The organism is Stenotrophomonas sp. 14P6.2.3 (assembly GCF_057799055.1).
Window position 1 is genome coordinate 141,859 of record NZ_JBYOLA010000004.1, and the last position, 20,103, is coordinate 161,961.

The following is a 20,103-nucleotide window of genomic DNA, read 5'->3' on the forward strand; positions in this document are numbered from 1 at the left end:
TGCGTTGGCTGTGGTGGATGCGTGTCCGCGAAGTCGGGCGCCACTATGCGCATCAACGACATCGGCATGCCGGAGCCCACACATCCGAAGCTGGATGACATTGCGGCAGAATCCTGCCCGTTCGGCGACGGTCCGGACGAGACGCGTCTGGCCCAGTCGCTGTTCGCTGGTATTCCTGGAATCGAACATCACCCGTCTACCGGATTCTATTCGTCACTCCATGCAGGGCACGCCATTGTTGGCCCGCACCGGGCCGCGGGAAGCTCCGGTGGCCTGACGTCCTGGGTGCTGGAAGAACTGTTGAAGCGCGGTGAGGTCGATGCGGTCATTCATGTCGGCCGCGGGCCCGGCGATGGCATCTTCGAGTACGTGATCTCCAGTTCAATCGAGGAGATGCGGCCGCGGGTAAAGTCTCTCTACTACCCCACCGGGTTCCATGACGTACTCGAGCAGGTACGTGGAGCGCAGGGCCGGACCTTCGCAATCACCGGCGTTCCCTGTCACATCAAGGCATTGCGTCTTGTCGCCGATTCGGATCCTCTCCTGCGGGGCAAGATCAAGTTCTTCGTCGGGATCTTCTGCGGCCACATGAAGTCGCGTGGGTTCGTCGAGTCATTCGGCTGGCAGTTGGGGATCGCACCGGGCGAGGTCACGGACGTGGACTTCCGGGTGAAGGATGAGACGCGGCCGGCCAATGATTATTCCATCCAGGTGAGCTCGCCAAGCCGGGTCGAGCGCACGGAGAACTTCCGCCTGTACGGTTCGGATTGGGGGCTAGGTCTGTTCAAGCCCCTAGCGTGCGACTTCTGTGATGACGTTGCCTGTGAAACCGCCGACGTGGTAATGGGGGATGCCTGGTTGCCCGAATACGTGAAGGACAGCCTGGGGACGAATGTGGTGATAGTGCGCCATCCGATGATTGCCGGCCTTCTTGCGGCAGCGCGTGACCGCGGCGACATCGCTTTGGATGCGATCGATCCCGCGAAGATCCACCAGTCCCAGGCCGCTACCTTCCGCCATCGTGGAGAAGGCCTGCAGGTGCGACTTGCACACATGGACGCACGCGGGATCTGGCGCCCACGCAAACGGGTGCAGCCGGGCGATGCTGGGCTGCCCCGTATGCGCCAGCGCCTCTACATCACCCGCATGCGCCTGTCGCAGGCTTCCCATCGTGCATTGCGAGACGCAAAGAAGCGCGGTGGATTGGCGTGGTACTTCCTGCGCCTGTTGCCCTATGACGTGCTCTACAACTACCAGAATCACCAGCTCCTGCGCAGGAGCTACCGTACTTTGAGGGCGATGTTGCAGTCAGTCGTCCTCCGACCCTTGGGAAGGAAGCCATGACTCGACGAATCGGGCTGCTGACACTGCCCCTGCATTCCAACTACGGCGGCATCATCCAGGTCGCCGCGCTCAATGCCTGCGTCCGTGCACTGGGTCTGGAGCCGATACTGCTCCGCAAAGAGCACCAGAAGGCAGCCTGGAAGCGGCTCGTCATCGAGGTGCTCAAGCGGCTCCCGGGGCAGAACATCGCCAACTATCGCAATCAGCATCTCAAGCTGGGGCGGCACGCTGCCTTCATGAAGGCGTTCCTTCCAGAGCAGTCCAGAGTCAGTCGCTCGCCTGTGCAGCTTCGTACGGAGTGTGATCGGCTTGGTCTGGATGCGGTCGTGGTTGGAAGCGATCAGGTCTGGCGCCTGGACTACATCGATGACGGCGGCTACGACGCCTATTTCCTTTCGTTCCTTGAGGGGTCCTCGATTCGCCGCGTGTCCTACGCAGCTTCGTTTGGAACCGATCGTTGGCCCGATGACGGCAAGGTCGACGATGTGACCCGCCTGCTGGCCGGCTTCCAGGCGGTGTCGGTGCGCGAAGACAGTGGCAAGCTGCTATGTGCAGATCGCTTCGATCGCACTGATGCCGTGCACGTGCTTGATCCAACCCTGCTGGTCGATCGCAGCTTCCACGAGGAAGTGATCGCAGCGCTGGCCCCCGGCCATGGTGAGGGCGGCTTGTACGCCTACGTGCTGGATCGCTCGCCGGCCAAGAAGGCCATCATCGATGCTGCCGAACGAGTGGGGAACCTGTCGAAGGTCACCATCGCCGAGCCGGAAAACGACCTCGCTGGGTACGTGAACCTTGGTGAGTGGGTGCGCCGCTTCCGCGACGCGGATTTCGTGGTTACCGACTCCTATCACGGGATGATCTTCTCGATCATCTTCGAGAAGCAGTTCGTGGCAATCGGCAATGCGGGCCGTGGACTGACCCGGTTCAAATCCCTACTGACCCAGCTGGGCCTGGAGGATCGCTTGGTCGAGGCGGGGAATGGGCAGCAGCAGTTGCCTGGTACGCGGATCGACTTCGGCCGGGTCAATCGATGCATTGAGGAGCTGAGGACAAAGTCACGTGCTTTTCTGTCCGGCGCACTCGCAATGGAGGCTCGGCCATGATCCCCAAGACCATTCACTATTGCTGGTTTGGTGGGAATCCATTGCCGCCGCTCTATCAGCGTTGCGTCGATAGCTGGGCCGAGAAGCTCCCAGACTATCGGGTCGTGCGCTGGGACGAGGCGAGCACGACGTTCGATACACCGTTCCTTCAGGACTGCCTGCGGAAGAAGCACTGGGCGTTCCTTTCCGACTACATCCGTCTGCGCGCGATTGCAGACGAAGGCGGCATCTACCTGGATGCCGACATCGAAGTGGTGAAGTCATTCGATCCACTGTTGGGGCACCAGTGCTTTGTTGGGATGGAAGCCCCGGCGCGGCCGACCACGGGTGTCATCGGCTCGGTTGCCGATCACTGGTTTCCGCATGCCTGCATGCGTCTTATCGACGAACGCCACGCATCGCGCAAGCCGTATCTGATTGCGCCGGAAGTGGCCATGGCCTGCGTCAAAGCGGGTGATGCGGCCACCATTGCGGTGCTGTCCGAAGCGCACTTCTATCCCTACAACCCGTATGACGCGTCGCGACAAGTGAAGGAACTCATGTTCAGCAGCATCACGCAGGACACCTACGCGATCCACCATTGGGGAAAATCCTGGCGACAGAGCCTCCTTGCTCGCGCTCTCAAGAAACTGAGTTTCTGACCATGTCAGTCAAGGCCACAACGCTTCTGTGCGAGCTTGCAGGGTTGCTGGACCGCCCAGCGCCGGATTGGCGTGATTTCCGCGCCGGCCAGCCCGAGGCCTGGCTGATAACGTTCGCCAATCCACACGCGGTGCGGTTGATGATGGACTGCGCGGACTACCCGGCAATGCTGGCTCAGTTCAATGTACTGCTTCCGGATGGCAATCTGCTGGCCGCGACTGCGTCGCGATTGCGGGGCCGGACGATCGTACGACAGTCGTTTGACGGAAACTCCCTGGCGCCCCAGGTGCTTTCGTTCTGCCAGCGTAATGCGCTGCGTATTGCGCTGGTCGGTGGGGTTGAAGGCGTAGCGGCGGCGGCAGCGTCGCTGTTTCGCAGAGAGTTTGGCGTTGATGTGGTGTTCTCCCGCTCAGGCTTCTTTGCCAGCGAAGAACAGCGCCATCAGTGCTTCAAGGCATTGCGTGAGCAGAAAGTCGACGTGGTGATCTGTGGAATGGGGGCGCCGCACCAGGATTGGTTCCTGCTGGAGCTGAAGGCCTCGGGCTGGAACGGCCTCGGCTTTACCTGCGGTGGCTACCTGGACCAGGCGCTTGCATCGGGCGTGAAGTACTACCCGGAGTGGGTAAATCGCTTCAATCTGCGCGCGCCGTATCGGCTGCTGCGGGAACCGCGTCGGCTCTGGCGACGTTATCTGATCGAGTACCAACCCTTCCTGCTTGCCGATGTCCGGCTCCGCCTGCGGACCGTTCGTTCCCGGCAGGAGCGGCGCTCATGACAACACTTTCGATCGTGGTGCCTGTCTATAACGGGGTTGCATTCCTGCCCTCGTTCCTGGCCTCGGCGCAGAGCCTGCTGGATGAAGGCGATGTGGAACTGGTTCTGGTCAATGACGGCTCCGTCGATGGAACTGCGGAGATGCTGGATACGAGTGCTTCGTCGCACCCATCCATCCGTGTCCTGCACTTGGAGAACGGAGGGCAGGGCCGCGCCAAGAATCTGGGGGCTGCGACTGCCGTCGGCCGCTACCTCTGGTTTGTGGATGTGGATGATGTTTTTGAGCCCTGCACGCCCGCGCATTTGCTGCAGCAGCTGCGGTGGGGGGGCTGTGATCTTGTCGTCACAGGTTTCCGCCGCGTGAACGTAGCAACGGGTATCGAGCTGGATCGCTATCAGCCCGCGCGAACTTCCGAAAGCGTTGCTTCGCGTTCAGTGCAAAAGATCGACGCGATGGGCCACAGCGCATGGAACAAGATCGTCAGCCGTGAGCTGTTCATGTCCGAGGGCATGCAGTTTCTCGAGGGCGTCATTCATGAGGATCTGGCGGTAGTACCGCTTTGGATTGTTAATTCCCGGTGCATCCATCTTGATGCGGATGTCCGCTACTGTTACGGCGTGCGAGAGAGCTCAAGCATCCACGGGAATTTCAGTCGAGGTTCGGACCTCTTGGTCGCGTTGTCCCACCTGGCTCAGCACGGTGTCAGCGATGGTGATCGGATCGGGCGCTGTATTGCCAAGGAGGTCTACTTCTACACGCTGCCGCGTTGGGCGAATGGAGTGCGCGCTGCTAGCGTTGGACGGGCGGCGTACCGCGACTACCACGGACGATTGACGTGCTTCTATAGGCAACTGCCAGCCACGCTTAGGGACCGGGGAGCGCAGGGCTTCGGAGTTGTTGCTCGACTCTACATGGAGATGGTCCAGCGTGGGGCGATGGTGCTGCCGCTTGTCTACCACGATGTGCGTGGCAGGGTTCAGGAATTCAGGGGTAGGAAGGCGTCTGCATGAGTACGGTAATCAAGGCAAAACTATCCGACCGTGTGCTTCTCTACGCGTGGATTCCGCTGTCGATCGGGCCGATGGTCTGGGGGCTGGAAAGTATCGGCGGTCTGCAGCTTCATCACGTAGCGGTGCTTCTTGTGTATGGCTACGCCTTCATTCTGTCGTGCATGCGCGGAACGATCCTGACGGTCAACAGGTATCTTCTGTTCCTTCTTGCCTACATTCTCATTCTTGGACTGGCACTCAATGCGGAGTCGCTGGACTTCTGGCTAAAGTACGCGTCCTTCATTGGCGTCATCATCGTTGCCAATCACCTGGTCAAGGCGATGCCGTTCGAAGTGTTTGTCGGACAGGTGACTGTTGCCATGAAGGTGATTCTTGCCATATGCCTGGCTCTTGCCCTGATTGTTCCCGTGCTGGCGTTCCACGTCATTGATGGACAGAACTCCCTCAATGGCATCTATGCACAGAAGAATACATTCGGCCGCCTGATCTATTTCCTGCTGTTCTTCATTGGGTTGCAAGCTGTCATGCAGGTGCGCCGACTGACGATCCGCGACATGACGTGGATGGTGCTCTGTGCTGTCAGCCTGTTCTTGTCGAACTCACGGACTTCTCAGGCAATGGGGTTGATGCTTGCATTCGTGCCGTTTGCGTTTCAGTGGAAGATCATTCGACTGTCGATGGTGCCCGTCCTAGCCTCCGTTGTGGGCCTGATACTACTGGGATTTGCAACCAGCCAGATCTCGTTTGGTGAAGTGGGCAGCAATCACGACTACATCCAGGTCCTTGGTGTGGAGATACCTTTGACCGGTCGTGCAACAATCTGGCAGGGCGCTTTGGATGGAATCAACAAAGAGGGGCGTTGGCTGTTCGGGTTTGGACTGGATGGATTCTATGGGGGTAGCTACAGGTCCTATGTTTCCAATATCGGGCTCGGCGTTTTCGTGCCCGAAGACTCCCACAATGGCTATGTCGACCTGCTGCTGAATCTCGGAGTCATCGGCGCAATCATCTTCTTCGTGATTGGCGTCAAACTCTATGTGAACGCTTCCCGGTTCCCGGTCAGCGGAGAGAAGATTGCCATCCTTTCCTTCTTTGTTCTCTATCTCGGCTCGAATCTAACCGAGTCCTACTTCGTGAAGACGTCGAACATCACCTCATTCATGTTCTTGGTGATGTTCATGTATTCCTATTCCTATCGAAGGTTTCAGAGGGGGCCAGGATGATTCTGTTTGCGGACCTATTGGCGTGCCGGCGCGTTGGTTGCAGCCGCGGAGAGCGGCGCCGGTTGGATGCTGATAGTCGGCGCACCTGCCGCGCAGGCGCAGGCGCATCCGCTGCACGCAGAATCTGAAGTCTGAATCCCGCGGAACGTCGCCTGTGGTTGTGCGATGTGCAGACGGCGGCAGATCCTGCTCTCCAGGCGGCAATGGTCGTCGGAATGTTCGGCGACCAGTTGCCGTGCGGGGCACTTCAGTCGGACATCGACCTGATGTTGTTGTAGAACGAACGTTCGTCGCGCTCCCCTGTGATGCTGTAGAGCGGGTACTTGCGGCCGAGCATCGCGCCGCCGTCACGGATCAGCGGTGCCCAGTTGATCGTCGCGCTGCCGCGGGTGGAGCGGGGCAGGACGCTGTCGAAGGGGATGCTGAAGTAGATTCCCTTGTCGAAACTGCCTTCCCCGAAGTCCTTGGCCGACATGTCGGTCTTGGTGACGTAGGCGCCCATGCTCATCCCATTGTCAAACACGCGCGCGACATTGACAGTGGCGCCATAGTCGCCTGCGAGGTAGCGGCCGACGGAAAGAGAGCCCACGATCCGTTCGCGAGCATCGAACGAGTAGTAGAGTGAGGCATGTCCGGTTGTTACTCGGTAGTCGCGAAGACCGAAGTGCTGATCGAAATCGCGCTGCTGCACGTGATTGAGGTTGGCGCCGACGGCCCATGACTGGCCCATGGGGCGGTAGAGAAGTTCGCCACCGACGCCGGCAAACATCCATTCCAGGTAGCCGGCATACGCGATGCCGTAAAGATCCTTGCCCAGCCTTCCTGCAACATTGAACTGCAGGTTGGGCATGGTGACTTCCGAGGTGCTCAGATACTTTCGGATGTCCGTGCGGACCCGGTGTACCCTGCTGGGCGCATCGTATCGGAACTTGTCGTAGTTGTTGATGATGTCCGCGCTCAGTGCGCCGGTCAGCCAGATGTTCGGGCGCAGGAAGGCGCTGCCGCTGGCGTTCGCGGATATCTGGTAGAGGATGAATCCGTCGGGGCCGCCGAGGTTCTGTCGGTAGCCAAGGCTGAAACCACCTCCCCAAGGGCGATTGGTTGCCTTGTAGAGGCTGTCGGTTCGGATATCTGCGGGCGCGCTGATCTCCGTGGCGCGTCGCAGATCGTCCTCGCTTGCGCGTCCCAGGAGATAGGCCTCGAACGTCTCGCGCTTGAGCGACATATCCACGGTGGACATGCCCAAGCGTGTCGTGCGGAACGTGTACCAGTCGTAGCTGTCGTCGAGGCTGTTGCCAAGGATGCGCGCTGCGCGCCCCATTCCCTTTGGGGCGCTTGCATGGAGATTCTGGTAGCCCTCGATGATCAGTTCGCTTCCGCGTCGGGAAATGCTGTCGACGCGGAAACCCGCATTCTCACCAAGCTGTCCAGCAATTTTCTGCCAATCGGATTGTGTATCGGCCGACGGAATTTGAGTAACAGTGGTACTTCGTTCGAGTTTGAACGGTGGCGGGTCGAAGGGTTTTGGTGCGGCCGGCGCATGGCCGGGATTGCCCCGCAGCGTCAGCGAGAACATCGCGGCTTCACCGCGCTCCCAAGCTGCCGTCAACTCCACGTTGCGGTTGGGGGCATAGACCAGGCCGACGTTGACCGGCGAGCTCTGCTCCAGATGATTCCAGCGCGGCTCGCGCTTGTAGTCATTGCCGTCGTATTCGATCTTGACGAGCAGCGGGTCCCAGGGGGTCTGGTAGGTGATGCCGCCGAAGATGCCCACGGGCCCCTTGAACATGTTGCTGAGGCCAAACTTGCCCGCCTGATTGATGTCACTCCCCGGAATCGGTCGACGGTCCTTGAACCTGTCGTCGACCGCACCCAATGGGTTCGAGAAATCACCTCGATTGCCGATGTAGCCGGTCGCAAGGCCCACCGATGCATCGATCGGTCCAAATGTCTTGTTGGCAACGAGGTATTCGCTTGAGAAGAAGCCCGTACCACCAAGATCCCGGACACCGAATGCCAGGTCGGGCGTCCAGCGCGTTTCGCGCCAAAGACGGACCTTGAAGTCGATCGACTTGTCCTTGTAGTTCTGGTTCCCGCTGAAGTCTGAGGCGCCGTAACGGATGTTGGAAACGTTGATGTAACGGAACGAGCTCTCCAGCCACGGGAATGGCTGCAGCGTCAGGTTGTAGCGACTGTAGGGCGAGTTGTGCGAAGCAGTGAATGCAATGTCTCCGTCCTCGGCCATGCGTGCGGTCGGCGTTTGCAGCAAGCCGATGCCACCCCATTCGCTGGCGGTTGGGGGCGGAGCCTGTTGCGCATGCAGTTCGGTCGCCAGTGAAAGCGCTAGCAACGACAGAGCGAATGCAGCTGGGCGCGTAGCACAGACGGGCTTGTGGGTGGAACGGATCACGGTTGCAGGGCCTGGGTAGCGATGAATGCCGCGAACTCGGCATTGAAGGCGCTGTCGACTGCATCGATGGCATGCTGGCGCAGCGGTACGAAGATGACGCCGCCGGGTGCGACTGCCTGCGGGCCAGCGCGGTTCCATGGCGCGATGCCGATCCTCTGCACAGTCATGTCCGGCTGTACGACATAGAGATCATTGCGGTCGGCAGCACTCGTGACGATGCAGTCGCGCAGGTAGTCATGCACGTCGCGCAGCGACTGGTGGGGGAGTTCGCAGGCTGAATCGACTGCGCCCAGTACGGTGATCGTCGTCGGTCGACGGGGCACACGCAGCGCGTCTCCCTGTTCAAGGATTGGATCGCTGTCCATCTGAACCTGCATCAGGCGCATATCGTTGATGGGGAGCGGCCTGCGACCCGTTGCAGGATGATCCTGCAGCCAACGCGACAACGCTGTCGCGGCCTCTACGATCTCCGGATCCTGGTGCTGCTCCAACATGTCCAGGTCGTGTTGCAGGCCCGCCCGCAATCGAACCTGCTGCAGGCGCGTACTCTGCCGATACAGGGCCATTCCGGGCAGATATGCGTTTCTGGTGGGCTGTGTGGTTGCGAGAAGCTGGGACAGGCGGGTGCCTGCAGTCATTGAGTAGCCGCCCGGCGCTTGCAATGCACCTTCGGCGACAACCTCGAGATTGCCCTGCGCGGCAGATCCGCTTGCGAGGGCAGCGCCCGGAGCAAGCAGCGTTGCCAGCAGGAGCAAGAGTCGCAATGCCATGGTCAATCCTTTGCGGGGCGGTATGGCTTGAGCTGCACCAGCTCCACGGCGTAGGACGGGCCCAGTTGCTGCCTGCTCTTCCAGATGAAGCCTGTGACGGGATCTGCCCAGTAGATGTTGTGTGCGCGTAGGCCGCCTTCGATGCGCTCGTCAAAGCGCACCAGGGATCGTTCCTTACCCAGGATGCTGATCGTCTCCATGTCACCGCGGGTCAGTGTGCCCGTGGCTTGCACCCCCATGCGATAGCCGGGAATCCAGTCGTACTCCCGCTGGACGGTGGTGCTCGCGCTGAGCGCCTGCAACCGGGCAAACGGCGACGCTCCGATGATGCGGGCCTGGAGCTGCCGGTCCGGGCTCGAAACGCCTGTTACCAGCCCAGTGCTGTCGAGTTGGAACACTGCCTTGCTTCCGGCATACCAGCTCTGGCGACCCTCATCGACGTAACCCAACACCATCACTGCTGACAGATCGGGCGCTTTCAACTGCGCCTGTGGAAAGCGGTTTGCGCCGACCTGTTCCGGAGTGGCCACCACCTGCTGCTTGAACAGCAGGCGGAAGGAGTTGCTGGTTGCACGGCTGGCGGTGGTGCAACCTGCCATCATCACCAGAACGGATAGGGCCATCATCCAGTGAAGGGCGCGCCACATGCTGCCGCGCGCCGAGAGCACATCCATGCGCGTCATGTCACTTGTTCCCGACTTCGTTCTCCGTGCGGGCGGCGGTGTACAGGATGTTGGTGAACGGCAGCAGTTGGTTCACGAAGCGGTTCCAACGGGTGACGCCGGCCGCACCGACGAAGACCACATCGCCCGGTTGGAGCATGAACTGGCTGCCCACCGCGAATGCAGTGGGGGACCGAGCTTCCAACTGGTAAACCGTGGAGGGAGCTGTTTCCAGATCCTTGCTGCCGCGGATCACATAAACCGCGTTGCCCGCGGACGTTTCCTGGGTCAGGCCACGGGCGCGGCCCAGGGCCTGGTTCAGCGATACATCACCGGTGCGGAAACTGTACGCCCCGGGAAGATTGACTTCACCCACCACGAAGATTTCCTTGCGATCCAGGTAGGGGATGAAGATTGAGTCCCCGTCCTGCAGGAACAACTGACGACCGCCATGCTGGGTAGCAAGTGTTTCCAGATTGATCGTATAGGTAGCGCCACCGCGGCTGAGGCGCACGCCGGATAGGTCAGCCTGATTGACGTTCAGACCGCCTTGACTGATAGCGTCAGCCAGGGTCAACGGCGAGGTGCCCAAAGCGATCGGTGCCGAGCGTTCGGCAGCGCCGGTGACCCATACGCGCTGACTGCCGTAGGTAAGAATGGAGACATCGACCTGGGGTGATTCGATGTACTGGGCCAAGCGCCGGCTTATCTCTTCGCGCAGGACGACCGGCGTCTTGCCCTTGGCTTGTATCTTGCCGATGTAGGGATAGAACAGTGAGCCGTCGCTCTGCACCAAGCGGCCTGCCAGGTTGCCCTGCTGCTGCGACCCGGCCGGCACGGTCAGCTCTGGGTGATCCCAGACGGTGATGTAGAGAATGTCACCGATGCCGACGGTGTACTCCGGCGGTTGGTAGTCGAACAGTTCGGAGGGAAGGACCTGCTCGCCCTGCGTCGCTCGATCCATGGCGATGAGCTTGGGCGTGATGGTGATCAGCTCGAGCTGGCGGTCGTCGCTCTGTTGGCCGCGTGAGACGTCGCTGTGACGCAGGTGCTGGCCGGGGGCCAGCAGGCAGCCGGGCAGGGTAGCGGTTGCCAAAAGGGCAGCCGCGAGACAGGTCAACTTCTTGGTCATTGGAGTAAGGAAATTCGACACGCATAAAAAAACCCTCGCCAAGCTACTGCCCGGCGAGGGCTTGAGGCCGGCAACGGCTGGATCAGCGACCAGTGCCGCCGGTACCACCCGTACCACCCGTACCACCGGTGCCACCGGTACCCGGCTCTTCCGGGTTACCCGGATTGCCACCCGGATCGCTCGGGCTGCTGGTGCTGTCGCCGGCAACGCTGTACAGCACGGCGCCAGCAGCAACTGCGATGACGCTCGTGCCGACAATCGCGGCGGTCGAGAGGCCCGCGGCCTCGGTGCCGGCTACGGTCGCGGCGACGCCTTCAGAGGCGACTTCCGTTGCCGGAACTTCCTGGGCAAACACTGGCGAGGACAGGCCCAGGAGGGCCAGAGCGGCAATCATCTTCTTCATCTACGGGGTCTCCTACTCCGTGAGGGAAATTTTTCCACCGCTATGTTGGCTGCTATTCATTTGCCCTGTCAAGGAAAGTGAAGGAAATGTGTAGTTGCGTTGGCAGTTTTCACGGATGCGGGTCGATCTCCGCTCTTCCGGAGATGAGTTTTGCCACTGCAATCACTGCTTGGTGGGAATGAATGTCGGGCAGAGCGAGGGGCAGAACCACGCCGACAAGTGCGGCGGCGGCGATGGCCAGCACGCTGGCACGACGAGAGGGCGGGGCGGTGTACAACACTGCTGTGCTGCAGCCCAGCCCCAGCGTCAGCCCGGCAACGATCTCGGACAAACTGTGGGCATGCAATGGAATTCGTGACCAGGCAATCGCCGCTGCAAGAGCGCATCCCGCCGCCAGGCCGATTCGTCGGTGGGCGCGGTTGGGGCCTGCCAGAATCGCACCCACAACAGGATAGACAACGCTGGACATGGCCGCATGTCCTGAAAAACCGGTGAAATGCAGGCTCTTGATGCCCACCCCCCAACCCATGAAAGCCAGCTTGGAAGCGAGCGTCACGGTCGCAGTAAGCACGATGGCGATCAGCCACCGGCATTTCAAAGCCCTGTCGGTGGGTGGCAGGGTAAACAGCAGCACCAAAGCCATCGGCAGCAGCCAGCGGCTGTCGCCCAGGGTGGAGAGCGTTCGCCAGACGTCGGACATCCAGTTCACAACGGGTCGCGGCGGGCCAGCATATCCACTCTGAATCCCGTGCAGAACATCCTCCGCTTGGTCCATTCAGCTGGACACGGTATCCTTTGCCGCTGCCGATGGCCCCGTAGCTCAGCTGGATAGAGCGTCCCCCTCCTAAGGGGAAGGTCGCCCGTTCGAATCGGGCCGGGGTCACCATAAATCAGGCACTTACGCTGATTCCTGTGCGGCCGATTTTCTGTATTCCTCGGCATTTCTCAATGCTTTGGTCACAGTGGTCACAACGGCAAATCAATAGGTTAGCTTCGCCACGGCTCCGTCATCGCCCTCAGGGGTCAGATGCGCGTAGTACTTCTCTGTAGTGGCGTAGTCGGCATGCCCTGCCAGGATCTGCACCCGGCGAAGCGGTACGCCGGCCATGACCATGTGGGCGCAGAAGGTGTGCCGCAGCCGGTGGAGGCTCACGCCGATTCCTGCCGCCTTGGCATCGGTTGAGAACCAGTCGCTCACGGTGTCCTTGTGCGCGGCTACAAGCGGATCTGGCCGCCCACCTGCCTCAAGCAGGTGCCGCATGACGGCGATGACCGCAGCAGCGAGAAAGATCCGCACGAAGCGGGCCAGCCGGCCCATCTGCGCCACGTGCATGCGCCTGGTCGACCCGGCAACGGGCGAGGAGATCGGCGCGTTCGCCCCGAGCAACGACATCGATCGCAGGCTGGCGAAGCACCGCGGCTACCGCGTCGGCCATGAGTACCGGCTGGAAATCAAGGCTTCCCGCAATGCGACCTTCCACCGCCTGGCCCACGTCATCGGCCACCTGCTGGTGGACAACGTCGAGGCCTTCCGCGAACTGGACGCGCACGCCGCGCTGAAGCAGGTGCAGCTGGAGTCGGGCATCTGCTGCGAGATGGTGGAGATGGACGCGAGCCCGGTGGTGAAGGCGCTCCTGGGTGCCGCAGAGACGGTGCTGGGTGCGGGCGCGCGAAAGGTGCTGGCGGCGGTGCTGCCGGAGATCCGCACCATTCCAGTGAAGGTGGCGCAATCCCTGGCATTCGATTCGATGGAGGAGGAGGACTTCGCTGCCTTCTTCAAGGGCATCACCGCATGGATCGGTGACCACTACGCGCACGTCATGCTGGACGACGTGCGCGCGGACTACTGGCGGATGGTCAATGGCCGGCAGCAGCCGGGGAGGGCGGCGCGAAACATCTTTCAACCATGAAAAGCGAGCGCCAGCCGATGCTTGCTGCCCCATTTCTCGAGGAGATCATGGGCCTGCTGGTGGGCGCTGGAGAGATCAGCATAGTGCTTCTGCACCGCATTCCATTCTCTCCTCGGCTCCACAAATCCCGATGCGATGCTCTCCCAAATTTGGAGCATTGCTCTAGACGTTTCTATAGCCTCTCCCAATGGTTTCAAGAAAACCGCATCCGTGTTGACATCTTTTATCAGCGCATCGCACGCGCTTCTGGCTGTTTCAACATCCACCCGTGGCACAGACTCAATCTTCGCGCTGGATTGGACAGCGCCACACAAGGTGGAGCCAAACGCTTTGAGCACGGCCAGTCTTGCCACTACGGATCGCATGCGTTCCAGATCGTCTAAACGCTTCATGCGAACTGGAATATAGAGGGCAAGGGCTATGCCCACTATCGCGGCAGCCACCTGAATCCACGAAGCCCATTCCGACTGAGTCAGGCATGGCCACCCAAAGGGTTCAAGCTGCCAGCAATACGATTTCAGTCCTTGCATATCTGCCTCCTTGATGCGAGGGCGCAAGCATGAAGCGCGGCCGCTCAACCGGCAAGCCGACTGTTGCTCAGCAGCAGCGGATGGACGCCATCGCCGAGATCGGCTGCATCGTGGCCCACAGCCATGGCATTGACCTCGGCGACATGCCGATTCCCGCCGAGGTACATCACCCCGCGGTCGGCGGAAAGTACGGCGCCAAGCGCCGGGGTCACGACTTCACCATCAGCCTTAACCCATGGTCCCATCGCAGCGAGTCTTTCGGGGGCATGTCGGCCGCCCGCTGCGAAGAGCTGTTCGGCCCGGCACGACAAACCTTCACGTGTGCCGCTACATCAACGATTCGGTCTCGACGGTAACCGGGTTTTCGATCGTCCAATCTGGCCTAAGCTATTTCGTGTTTGCGTCCGCTGGCGCACCGAACAAGGTGTTTGAGTACTACGCATTCAGTGATGAGACCCGCGCAGCTGCCGGACCGGTTGGCCTAAGGATGCGAGACGAAAGCGGTGGCGTCTTCTATGGCTCAAGACGCAAGGCGCTCCGCGTGCTGCAGGTGATTTCTCTGCCTTCGGTGGCTGGCCCACCAATCGAGATCGGGCAGTTCTTCCCGGGCGTCAAGATCGGCATTGCAATCCCATTACCACGGTTCTACTAAAACTCGGCGTCGTAGGATCGATGCACGATGACGGCCGACTACTTCCACATGACGAGCGACAACCGGGTGTTCATCTCCCGGCTGCAGGTCATGCAGCAGACCCTGATCACCAATACGTTCCCCGTTGGTGGGGTAACGATGGGGCCGCAGAACGCCACGATCTTCATCGTGGACCTGACCGAGGTGCCGCTGGGGTTCGGCTGATGAGGTTATAGGTCACAGATCAGACCCTCTCATCTATGTAGCATAGTCGTGCGGGCAAGACGCTCGCATGGATAGAAGGGAAATCATGAAAAAGTTGTTTGTTCTACTCGCTATGAGCATGGCAGCGTCTGGTGCCGTCGCGAATGAGCCGACGGCGTTGCCGATGGATGAGAGCTCCATGGTAAGCGTACTCGCCGCGCCGTTGTCTGACCGTCCCGGCGGTTTTACCGGCCGAGAGGTTTTTCGACTTTTCAACAACAAGACGAAAAACCATCTTTCCTACCACGAGATGCCGAACAACTGGGAGGACCTGGGGTGGAGGAAAGAGGGTACGCTGGGCTTTGTGTCCACCACTTACTTCGCAGATGCTCGGCCAATGTACGTCTGCTACATGTGGAGCAAGGACACCAACTGGGATCACAAGTACTTCAGCACGAATGATCCTGGCTGTGAAGGGCAGAATCAGCCGAACTATTTTGGCTACTTCGAGGGCTATTTGGCATCGACTCAGTTGCCAGGAACTGTGCCTCTATATCGCTGCTACATTGAGTTGACGAAGGATCACTTCGATACCCTGTCTTCGAACTGTGAGGGCGAAGCTTTGGCGCAATTCGAGAAGCTCTTGGGCTACATATTCCTGTAACTCTCTTGCAGTCCGGCAAAGTGTCGGGCTGCATCACCGTTCATACACGGGCCTTGGCGTCAGATGTCGGCCATGTGCTATTCCGGCTATTTCTACTAGGTCGATGGCTGTCCTGAGTTTGGTCAGCACTGGCCTTTCAGGACTTTGCCCGAAAGAACGCCCGGTAACGTGCAGCCCCGGACGTCCTGGATTAGGGCTAGGTTCTTCGACTAGCGATCAGCCGAATCCGCAATCGACATAGCTGCTATCGATCGTTTGGCAGTGGGTGATGCCATTTGAGCTGGTGCAAGCGTTGCCAGTTTTAGGAACGACTGAGCACTCATCACCTCCGAAGCCACCGCCAGGTCCGCCGCCGGAGCCGCCGCCGCCACCCATCCCGCCTCCGGAGCCTGCACCATCGCCTTCATCGATGGGCTGGGGAAGCTCGCCTTGTCGCACGGTCTGGCCTTCACCTACCCAGTTGCCTTCGAAATTTTCATGATAGACAGTGCAATGGGTTGGGTTGCAGATCTGGTATGTCGTTCCCGTCGCCCATGCGAAGAGCGGCACATAGTCAATCGGAGCACGCGAACGCTTTAGGGTCTCTAGCGTTCTTGCATCCGGAACGGGCGAAGCTACTGCGCAGTCAGTACAGAGGTATGGGCCGCGTTCGAAAGCAAGAGTGCTAGCGGCAAGGGCCAGTCCAGCGGCAGTAACTAGAATGAATACCGCTTTCCTTCGAGGAATTCGAAATGAAAATCTATCGGCAGCACGAATCATATATTTGATTTCCTTTTCTTAGAGCCATTGATAGCTGTTGTGCGCTCAGTGCCTTGTCCAAAGTGCTTACTTGCAAAGCTGGGACTATCGAAGGATCAGCTAGGCGAACGGCTTCGAAATATGCTCGGCTTGCGACGGGGTCGCCGTCGACAAGCACCCCAGCGTGGTAGGCATTCCCAAGTTGTAGCAGCGCATCTACGTTGCCTTGGGATGCCATCTCTTGCAGATAGCCAGCGGCTTTCTGCTTGTACTCTTTAGTGCGATCCGGATCTCGCAGCAGTTCAGCGGGTCCGCCAAGAGCTGACTCGGAGTCGGCTGAATAAAGCAGACGTGCTCCGATGTTCCCTTGCTCTGCCGCAAGGGATAGCCATTTGCTGGAACTTTCGGCAGTCTCTTGCGAGATATCCAAGCAGGCCTTGGCGACATCGGCAGCTACACCTAGATCGGCTCCTCGGGACGCGCGTCTGGTTACGTCCGTGCACTGATTGAGTTTGAGGAATACTCCATAAGAAGCCGTGGCATCGCCAGCGAGGGCCAGTGGGGAAAGTTCCGCTATCACGCTGTCGACAGTGCCACTTGGAATGGGGCCAAAGTCTTCTACCGCGAAGGCCTTTCCAGATAGTTGCCGGACCCGGATTGCTCTGTTAGCTGGGGAGCTTGGTGCCGAGGCCGCGGTAGGGCTGGTGCGGGAGGGTGCTTGATCCGCAGCGGCTTGCTCATGATGGCTTGGTGGATCCAATGAGAGTGAGGTCTCATTCTGGTTTTTTACCATTGAAGTCCACCCGTACCACATCCCCGCTCCGACCACGATGATCGACGCAGAGAGAATTAAGACTCTGCTTCTCTGATTCATTTCTTTCCTTTGCATTAGCGCGAGAGCGAGGTCACAGCATTCACATCCTGTCGCTGTTCATGAATATTTCATGTTTCCAACCTTCCCAACTCTGTGCGGCTAGGTCGATAGTTGTTTGCCTCGCAGAAATGTAGGAAAAGCCCTACAGGCGCCACTCTCTTCCGGATAGAGCGCCAAGCGCAGGTGGACCCTTGAAGGTGGGCCGCCTGAGCAGCGCCGCCCCGGCCCTTCCCTGAGTTGCTTAGCGGCCACGGACTTCGCCCACTTGCTCGGTCAATACGGTTAGAGACTGCTGAAAGGCTGCGGTGAAGAGAGCGCTACTGTCATCCATATGCTTGGCGGCAATGGTGGGAAGAAGCTGTCGCCAGGCATCGGCTAGGTTGTCGGGTGCGGGGTGGGTCAGTACCACCTCGTTGTCGCGGTGGATACCTTGGCTGAAGATGCCCGCACGGGTGCTCATTCGGCAGGTGCAAAGCTGTTGCTGATCCCTCAGCACAACCTGGTGCTGGCCACGCGCGGCTCTACCCAGTTCTTCCTCCGCATCTACGAGTTGGCAGGCCAGTTCCCGCGCCGACTTCACGATGGAGCAACTCTCCGCAGAGCTGGGTCTGGTGATTGACCAGCTTTGGCCGAACTGCGAGAAGGCGGTGGCCGAGGCGAGTCTTCCGCTGGAGAATCTCGGGACCGAGTTGGTGCTTGGGGGCTGGTCGCCAAAGAACGGCCGGATGGGGGCCACGGCCTATGCCAAGAGCGACAGTTCCCGCAGAACTGTGCAAACATTGGATGGGGGCTAGGCTTCGCCCGGAGAGCCGTTGGCAGGTAGGCCGGACAGCTTCGCCGCAGCTGATTTGCTCGCAGCGGGAAAGAGCCAAGCTGCTTGGCTCAATAATCAGGAGGGACGTCAGGTGCCTGGGGGCCGGCTGCTGGCTAGCTTCCTGCAGAAGAACCAAGCCGTCGTGAAGGACCTCGGAGCCATATGAAATTGCCGGGGGCTATAGGCAATTGTCCCCGCTTGCGCGGGGACTGTTGGTTCTGAATCGGTCAGGCGTCCTGCTTCAGCCTACTGCTGGCAGTAGAACTCGGCAGAGACTTCGTTGGTTCGGTCGTAGTAGTCATTGGGCATGTTTCCGTTGCCGGAGTAAACGAGTTCCGCGCGCCGCATGTAGCTGATGGCGTAGGTCCCAGGCACGTTACACGTTGCCGGAATTGCTCCCGTGTAAGTTTGGCCGCCGAATGTGTGCGAGTACTCGGTGCAGGAGTAGCCCCCGCCAAGATTTTCGGGTTCGGGTCTGCAGTAGCCAAAGCTTCCCCCCATATTTTGCGCCCAGCCCGTGTTCGCGTCAGAGGGGCACGAGCCAAGACCCTCTGGACCCCAATCCCCGTAGGTGTAGAGGCCGGAGGGTCCTTCCACTCCGCCTTGGCACGTGTTTGTCCACGAGACGATGTAAGGCGCGATACCCTCGGTATCTAGCAGGAGCACGCGGCCAGTTTGAACCCACTGGCCTGCGAAGGCATTTTGTGCAACGCCGGCTGACATGAGAAGAAGAGATGCGCACAGTAATCGGTGACGCAACGTTGGGCGGGCAGTTCTACGATCGTTTCGCTTCGAATTCACTTCCGTCTCTCCATGAGTAGGGTAGTGCTGCACAGCACGCGAACAATCTCAGTGCGCCGGGTGGCTAGCAATCAGATAATTGCCTATACGGCTGTAGGTCGATTCCTATGGCGAAGTGCGAGATGTGCTCTGTAGGCCAGTCTGAGCGGTTAAGACTGACGATTGAGCGAATCGCAGCGGTTGAGACGTCCGGCCGTACCCTTCCGGCCATGCTTCTATCGCACGGCTATCAAGGTTTCCGCTCAGCGCCACCACCCTCTGGTTGGGTCCAGACGGGGGGCGGCTGGTTGCTGTGGTGGAGCGGCCGGCAGGTCGCGCATGTGTCGCCATCTCAGGATGGCGGCGCGCGCGTGTACATGGACGTCAAGAAGATGTGGCAGACCAAGGACGTGCGTGCGGCCAACATCCAGCAGGGCAAGCGCTATGCCGAGCGGTGGTGCGCGGCCAGGCTTTACCCCGAGCTGAGGCTGCGGGAAGCGGTAGCCCGGCTGGTGGACAGTACGCCCACCGAACTGCCGCCGCCGATGCCCGGATTGCCACCCACCCCAGAGCAGCTGCAGCAGGCTCGGCGTCTGGCCGAGGCGGGCACAACGGAGCTGGAGCGGGTCAAAGAAGCGCTCGAGCCGCGCAAGCCGCCGGCAGCGACCAAGCCCAGGGCGAGGGATCCGCAGAAACCGCGGGTGAGGGCAGGGCTGCAGCAGCTGCGGCGGGGCGTTTGAGCGAAATGGCCCCGAGCCGGTCCCCGGCCACCTCTAAGCTATTGATTGATAGATAGGTGGAAGGGCCCTCCTAAGGGGAAGGTCGCCCGTTCGAATCGGGCCGGGGTCACCACAGTCGATCGTGAAAGTCCTCATGGTTCCGGCTTGCAGGTGGCAGCGCGGATCGGGGCGGGTCACGGCCTGCCTTCTTTGCTGGTAGCTGCCCTGGGCTAGAGTGCGGAGTGACATCCCTTCGCAAATGATCATGTCCGAGCACCTGCAGCCTGTGCAGTCATTGCACTACGCCACCATCGTCAGCTGGCTTGATTCGGCCGCGGCCACCCAGCGTTGGGCAGGGCCCGGCGTCGCATTTCCGCTGGCGCCGGATCGCCTGGCCCACGCCCTGGAACTGGAAGTCCGCCCTGGCTGGGTATTGCTGGACCCGCAGGACAACTGCCTTGGCTTCGGCCAGTACTGGCTGACCGGAGCGGATACCGCCCATCTCGGTCGCATCATTGTTTCTCCGCAGGCGCGCGGGCGTGGCCTTGGGCGTGTGCTGATGCAATCCTTGAGCAGGCAGGCGCTGAAGGAAGGCGTCCGGCGGCTGACACTGCGCGTGTATCGCGACAACGTGGCCGCGGTGGCCTTGTATCGCAACCTCGGATTCGTCGCGATTGAACAGGAATCTACGGCGGAGCTGCTGTTCATGGCCTGTCCCGCCGATTGAGCGGAGGGTGCCGGGCTCTGCACTCGCGGTGCACA

General features: G+C 60.3%; 21 protein-coding genes and 2 tRNA genes. 14 read left to right on the top strand and 9 right to left on the bottom strand.

Translation table 11 applies throughout. From position 1 onward, the window contains the following. Window positions 1–45 precede the first annotated feature (45 nt). Genes AC27VL_RS05650 through AC27VL_RS05675 form a run of 6 tightly spaced genes read left to right on the top strand, consistent with a single transcriptional unit; the run spans window position 46 to window position 6,100 of the window. Window positions 46–1,344: a Coenzyme F420 hydrogenase/dehydrogenase, beta subunit C-terminal domain gene (locus AC27VL_RS05650; protein ID WP_488765774.1), complete on the top strand. Its 1,299-nt coding sequence runs from the start codon at window positions 46–48 to the stop codon at window positions 1,342–1,344. Beyond that, the gene (locus AC27VL_RS05655) at window positions 1,341–2,450 is read left to right on the top strand and encodes a polysaccharide pyruvyl transferase family protein (protein ID WP_488765775.1); all 1,110 of its coding nucleotides are present in this window, start codon (window positions 1,341–1,343) and stop codon (window positions 2,448–2,450) included. The genes AC27VL_RS05650 and AC27VL_RS05655 overlap by 4 nt, the downstream gene beginning before the upstream one ends. Then, on the top strand, window positions 2,447–3,091 hold the full coding sequence (locus AC27VL_RS05660; protein WP_488765776.1) for a glycosyltransferase family 32 protein: 645 nt from the start codon (window positions 2,447–2,449) through the stop codon (window positions 3,089–3,091). The genes AC27VL_RS05655 and AC27VL_RS05660 overlap by 4 nt, the downstream gene beginning before the upstream one ends. A 2-nt stretch (window positions 3,092–3,093) precedes the next feature. After that, window positions 3,094–3,867 (top strand): WecB/TagA/CpsF family glycosyltransferase, encoded by a 774-nt coding sequence (locus AC27VL_RS05665; protein ID WP_488765777.1) that lies wholly within the window; start codon window positions 3,094–3,096, stop codon window positions 3,865–3,867. Next, window positions 3,864–4,877 carry a glycosyltransferase gene (locus tag AC27VL_RS05670; protein ID WP_488765778.1) on the top strand — a complete coding sequence of 338 codons (1,014 nt, stop codon included), beginning with the start codon at window positions 3,864–3,866 and terminating at the stop codon, window positions 4,875–4,877. Before AC27VL_RS05665 ends, AC27VL_RS05670 begins: the two co-directional genes overlap by 4 nt. After that, entirely contained in the window at window positions 4,874–6,100 is a 1,227-nt protein-coding gene (locus tag AC27VL_RS05675) for an O-antigen ligase family protein (RefSeq protein WP_488765779.1), read from the top strand. Before AC27VL_RS05670 ends, AC27VL_RS05675 begins: the two co-directional genes overlap by 4 nt. 247 nt (window positions 6,101–6,347) lie before the next feature. Here the strand turns inward: AC27VL_RS05675 and AC27VL_RS05680 are convergent, their stop codons facing one another. From AC27VL_RS05680 to AC27VL_RS05705, 6 genes are all read right to left on the bottom strand, one after another. After that, window positions 6,348–8,510: a YjbH domain-containing protein gene (locus AC27VL_RS05680; RefSeq protein ID WP_488765780.1), complete on the bottom strand. Its 2,163-nt coding sequence runs from the start codon at window positions 8,508–8,510 to the stop codon at window positions 6,348–6,350. Next, window positions 8,507–9,280 carry a capsule biosynthesis GfcC family protein gene (locus AC27VL_RS05685; protein ID WP_488765781.1) on the bottom strand — a complete coding sequence of 258 codons (774 nt, stop codon included), beginning with the start codon at window positions 9,278–9,280 and terminating at the stop codon, window positions 8,507–8,509. The genes AC27VL_RS05680 and AC27VL_RS05685 overlap by 4 nt, the downstream gene beginning before the upstream one ends. Before the next feature lie 2 nt (window positions 9,281–9,282). Next, window positions 9,283–9,963 (bottom strand): YjbF family lipoprotein, encoded by a 681-nt coding sequence (locus tag AC27VL_RS05690; protein WP_488765782.1) that lies wholly within the window; start codon window positions 9,961–9,963, stop codon window positions 9,283–9,285. 1 nt (window position 9,964) lies between these two features. After that, entirely contained in the window at window positions 9,965–11,074 is a 1,110-nt protein-coding gene (locus tag AC27VL_RS05695) for a polysaccharide biosynthesis/export family protein (RefSeq protein WP_488765783.1), read from the bottom strand. 82 nt (window positions 11,075–11,156) lie between these two features. After that, a complete protein-coding gene (locus AC27VL_RS05700; protein WP_488765784.1) occupies window positions 11,157–11,477 on the bottom strand; it encodes a hypothetical protein in 321 nt (106 codons plus the stop codon). A 109-nt stretch (window positions 11,478–11,586) separates the two neighbouring features. Beyond that, window positions 11,587–12,177, bottom strand: a complete 591-nt coding sequence (locus AC27VL_RS05705) for a phosphatase PAP2 family protein (protein WP_488765786.1) — start codon at window positions 12,175–12,177, stop codon at window positions 11,587–11,589. A 109-nt stretch (window positions 12,178–12,286) separates the two neighbouring features. Between AC27VL_RS05705 and AC27VL_RS05710 the strand changes: the two genes are divergently transcribed. Further along, window positions 12,287–12,363 (top strand) — tRNA-Arg (locus tag AC27VL_RS05710). A gap of 93 nt (window positions 12,364–12,456) precedes the next feature. On the opposite strand, the gene AC27VL_RS05715 is transcribed toward AC27VL_RS05710, so the two are convergent. Continuing rightward, the gene (locus AC27VL_RS05715) at window positions 12,457–12,810 is read right to left on the bottom strand and encodes a tyrosine-type recombinase/integrase (protein ID WP_488765787.1); all 354 of its coding nucleotides are present in this window, start codon (window positions 12,808–12,810) and stop codon (window positions 12,457–12,459) included. On the opposite strand from AC27VL_RS05715, the gene AC27VL_RS05720 reads away from it, so the two are divergent. Continuing rightward, window positions 12,809–13,387 carry a hypothetical protein gene (locus AC27VL_RS05720; RefSeq protein WP_488765788.1) on the top strand — a complete coding sequence of 193 codons (579 nt, stop codon included), beginning with the start codon at window positions 12,809–12,811 and terminating at the stop codon, window positions 13,385–13,387. The two genes, AC27VL_RS05715 and AC27VL_RS05720, sit on opposite strands and share 2 nt — an antisense overlap. Here AC27VL_RS05720 and AC27VL_RS05725 read toward each other — a convergent pair. Continuing rightward, window positions 13,378–13,917 carry a hypothetical protein gene (locus tag AC27VL_RS05725; protein WP_488765789.1) on the bottom strand — a complete coding sequence of 180 codons (540 nt, stop codon included), beginning with the start codon at window positions 13,915–13,917 and terminating at the stop codon, window positions 13,378–13,380. The two genes, AC27VL_RS05720 and AC27VL_RS05725, sit on opposite strands and share 10 nt — an antisense overlap. A gap of 29 nt (window positions 13,918–13,946) precedes the next feature. Here AC27VL_RS05725 and AC27VL_RS05730 point away from each other — a divergent pair, with 29 nt between their 5' ends. From AC27VL_RS05730 to AC27VL_RS05740, 3 genes are all read left to right on the top strand, one after another. Next, complete coding sequence (locus tag AC27VL_RS05730; protein ID WP_488765790.1) at window positions 13,947–14,273, top strand: Ref family recombination enhancement nuclease; 327 nt, start codon at window positions 13,947–13,949, stop codon at window positions 14,271–14,273. Window positions 14,274–14,596: 323 nt separating this feature from the next. Next, window positions 14,597–14,773 carry a hypothetical protein gene (locus tag AC27VL_RS05735; RefSeq protein ID WP_488765791.1) on the top strand — a complete coding sequence of 59 codons (177 nt, stop codon included), beginning with the start codon at window positions 14,597–14,599 and terminating at the stop codon, window positions 14,771–14,773. 85 nt (window positions 14,774–14,858) lie between these two features. Further along, window positions 14,859–15,416: a hypothetical protein gene (locus AC27VL_RS05740; protein WP_488765792.1), complete on the top strand. Its 558-nt coding sequence runs from the start codon at window positions 14,859–14,861 to the stop codon at window positions 15,414–15,416. Window positions 15,417–17,269: 1,853 nt separating this feature from the next. Here the strand turns inward: AC27VL_RS05740 and AC27VL_RS05745 are convergent. Further along, entirely contained in the window at window positions 17,270–17,488 is a 219-nt protein-coding gene (locus AC27VL_RS05745) for a hypothetical protein (protein ID WP_488765793.1), read from the bottom strand. A 1,364-nt stretch (window positions 17,489–18,852) separates the two neighbouring features. Here AC27VL_RS05745 and AC27VL_RS05750 point away from each other — a divergent pair. The 3 genes from AC27VL_RS05750 to AC27VL_RS05760 all read left to right on the top strand — a co-directional run bounded on the left by AC27VL_RS05750 (window position 18,853) and on the right by AC27VL_RS05760 (window position 20,068). After that, window positions 18,853–19,362, top strand: a complete 510-nt coding sequence (locus tag AC27VL_RS05750; protein WP_488765794.1) for a hypothetical protein — start codon at window positions 18,853–18,855, stop codon at window positions 19,360–19,362. A gap of 7 nt (window positions 19,363–19,369) precedes the next feature. Beyond that, a tRNA-OTHER gene (locus AC27VL_RS05755) sits at window positions 19,370–19,474 on the top strand. 132 nt (window positions 19,475–19,606) lie between these two features. Then, the gene (locus tag AC27VL_RS05760) at window positions 19,607–20,068 is read left to right on the top strand and encodes a GNAT family N-acetyltransferase (RefSeq protein WP_488765795.1); all 462 of its coding nucleotides are present in this window, start codon (window positions 19,607–19,609) and stop codon (window positions 20,066–20,068) included. Window positions 20,069–20,103: the final 35 nt, after the last annotated feature.

Coding starts and splice junctions, on each gene's coding strand:
- AC27VL_RS05705 (WP_488765786.1), bottom strand. CDS start 12,177: ATGTCCGACGTCTGGCGAACGCTCTCCACCCTGGGCGACAGCCGCTGG.
- AC27VL_RS05660 (WP_488765776.1), top strand. CDS start 2,447: ATGATCCCCAAGACCATTCACTATTGCTGGTTTGGTGGGAATCCATTG.
- AC27VL_RS05700 (WP_488765784.1), bottom strand. CDS start 11,477: ATGAAGAAGATGATTGCCGCTCTGGCCCTCCTGGGCCTGTCCTCGCCA.
- AC27VL_RS05665 (WP_488765777.1), top strand. CDS start 3,094: ATGTCAGTCAAGGCCACAACGCTTCTGTGCGAGCTTGCAGGGTTGCTG.
- AC27VL_RS05745 (WP_488765793.1), bottom strand. CDS start 17,488: ATGAGCACCCGTGCGGGCATCTTCAGCCAAGGTATCCACCGCGACAAC.
- AC27VL_RS05670 (WP_488765778.1), top strand. CDS start 3,864: ATGACAACACTTTCGATCGTGGTGCCTGTCTATAACGGGGTTGCATTC.
- AC27VL_RS05760 (WP_488765795.1), top strand. CDS start 19,607: ATGTCCGAGCACCTGCAGCCTGTGCAGTCATTGCACTACGCCACCATC.
- AC27VL_RS05685 (WP_488765781.1), bottom strand. CDS start 9,280: ATGGCATTGCGACTCTTGCTCCTGCTGGCAACGCTGCTTGCTCCGGGC.
- AC27VL_RS05735 (WP_488765791.1), top strand. CDS start 14,597: ATGACGGCCGACTACTTCCACATGACGAGCGACAACCGGGTGTTCATC.
- AC27VL_RS05730 (WP_488765790.1), top strand. CDS start 13,947: ATGAAGCGCGGCCGCTCAACCGGCAAGCCGACTGTTGCTCAGCAGCAG.
- AC27VL_RS05720 (WP_488765788.1), top strand. CDS start 12,809: ATGCGCCTGGTCGACCCGGCAACGGGCGAGGAGATCGGCGCGTTCGCC.
- AC27VL_RS05675 (WP_488765779.1), top strand. CDS start 4,874: ATGAGTACGGTAATCAAGGCAAAACTATCCGACCGTGTGCTTCTCTAC.
- AC27VL_RS05725 (WP_488765789.1), bottom strand. CDS start 13,917: ATGCAAGGACTGAAATCGTATTGCTGGCAGCTTGAACCCTTTGGGTGG.
- AC27VL_RS05715 (WP_488765787.1), bottom strand. CDS start 12,810: ATGCACGTGGCGCAGATGGGCCGGCTGGCCCGCTTCGTGCGGATCTTT.
- AC27VL_RS05655 (WP_488765775.1), top strand. CDS start 1,341: ATGACTCGACGAATCGGGCTGCTGACACTGCCCCTGCATTCCAACTAC.
- AC27VL_RS05750 (WP_488765794.1), top strand. CDS start 18,853: ATGCTTCTATCGCACGGCTATCAAGGTTTCCGCTCAGCGCCACCACCC.
- AC27VL_RS05740 (WP_488765792.1), top strand. CDS start 14,859: ATGAAAAAGTTGTTTGTTCTACTCGCTATGAGCATGGCAGCGTCTGGT.
- AC27VL_RS05695 (WP_488765783.1), bottom strand. CDS start 11,074: ATGACCAAGAAGTTGACCTGTCTCGCGGCTGCCCTTTTGGCAACCGCT.
- AC27VL_RS05690 (WP_488765782.1), bottom strand. CDS start 9,963: ATGACGCGCATGGATGTGCTCTCGGCGCGCGGCAGCATGTGGCGCGCC.
- AC27VL_RS05650 (WP_488765774.1), top strand. CDS start 46: ATGCGCATCAACGACATCGGCATGCCGGAGCCCACACATCCGAAGCTG.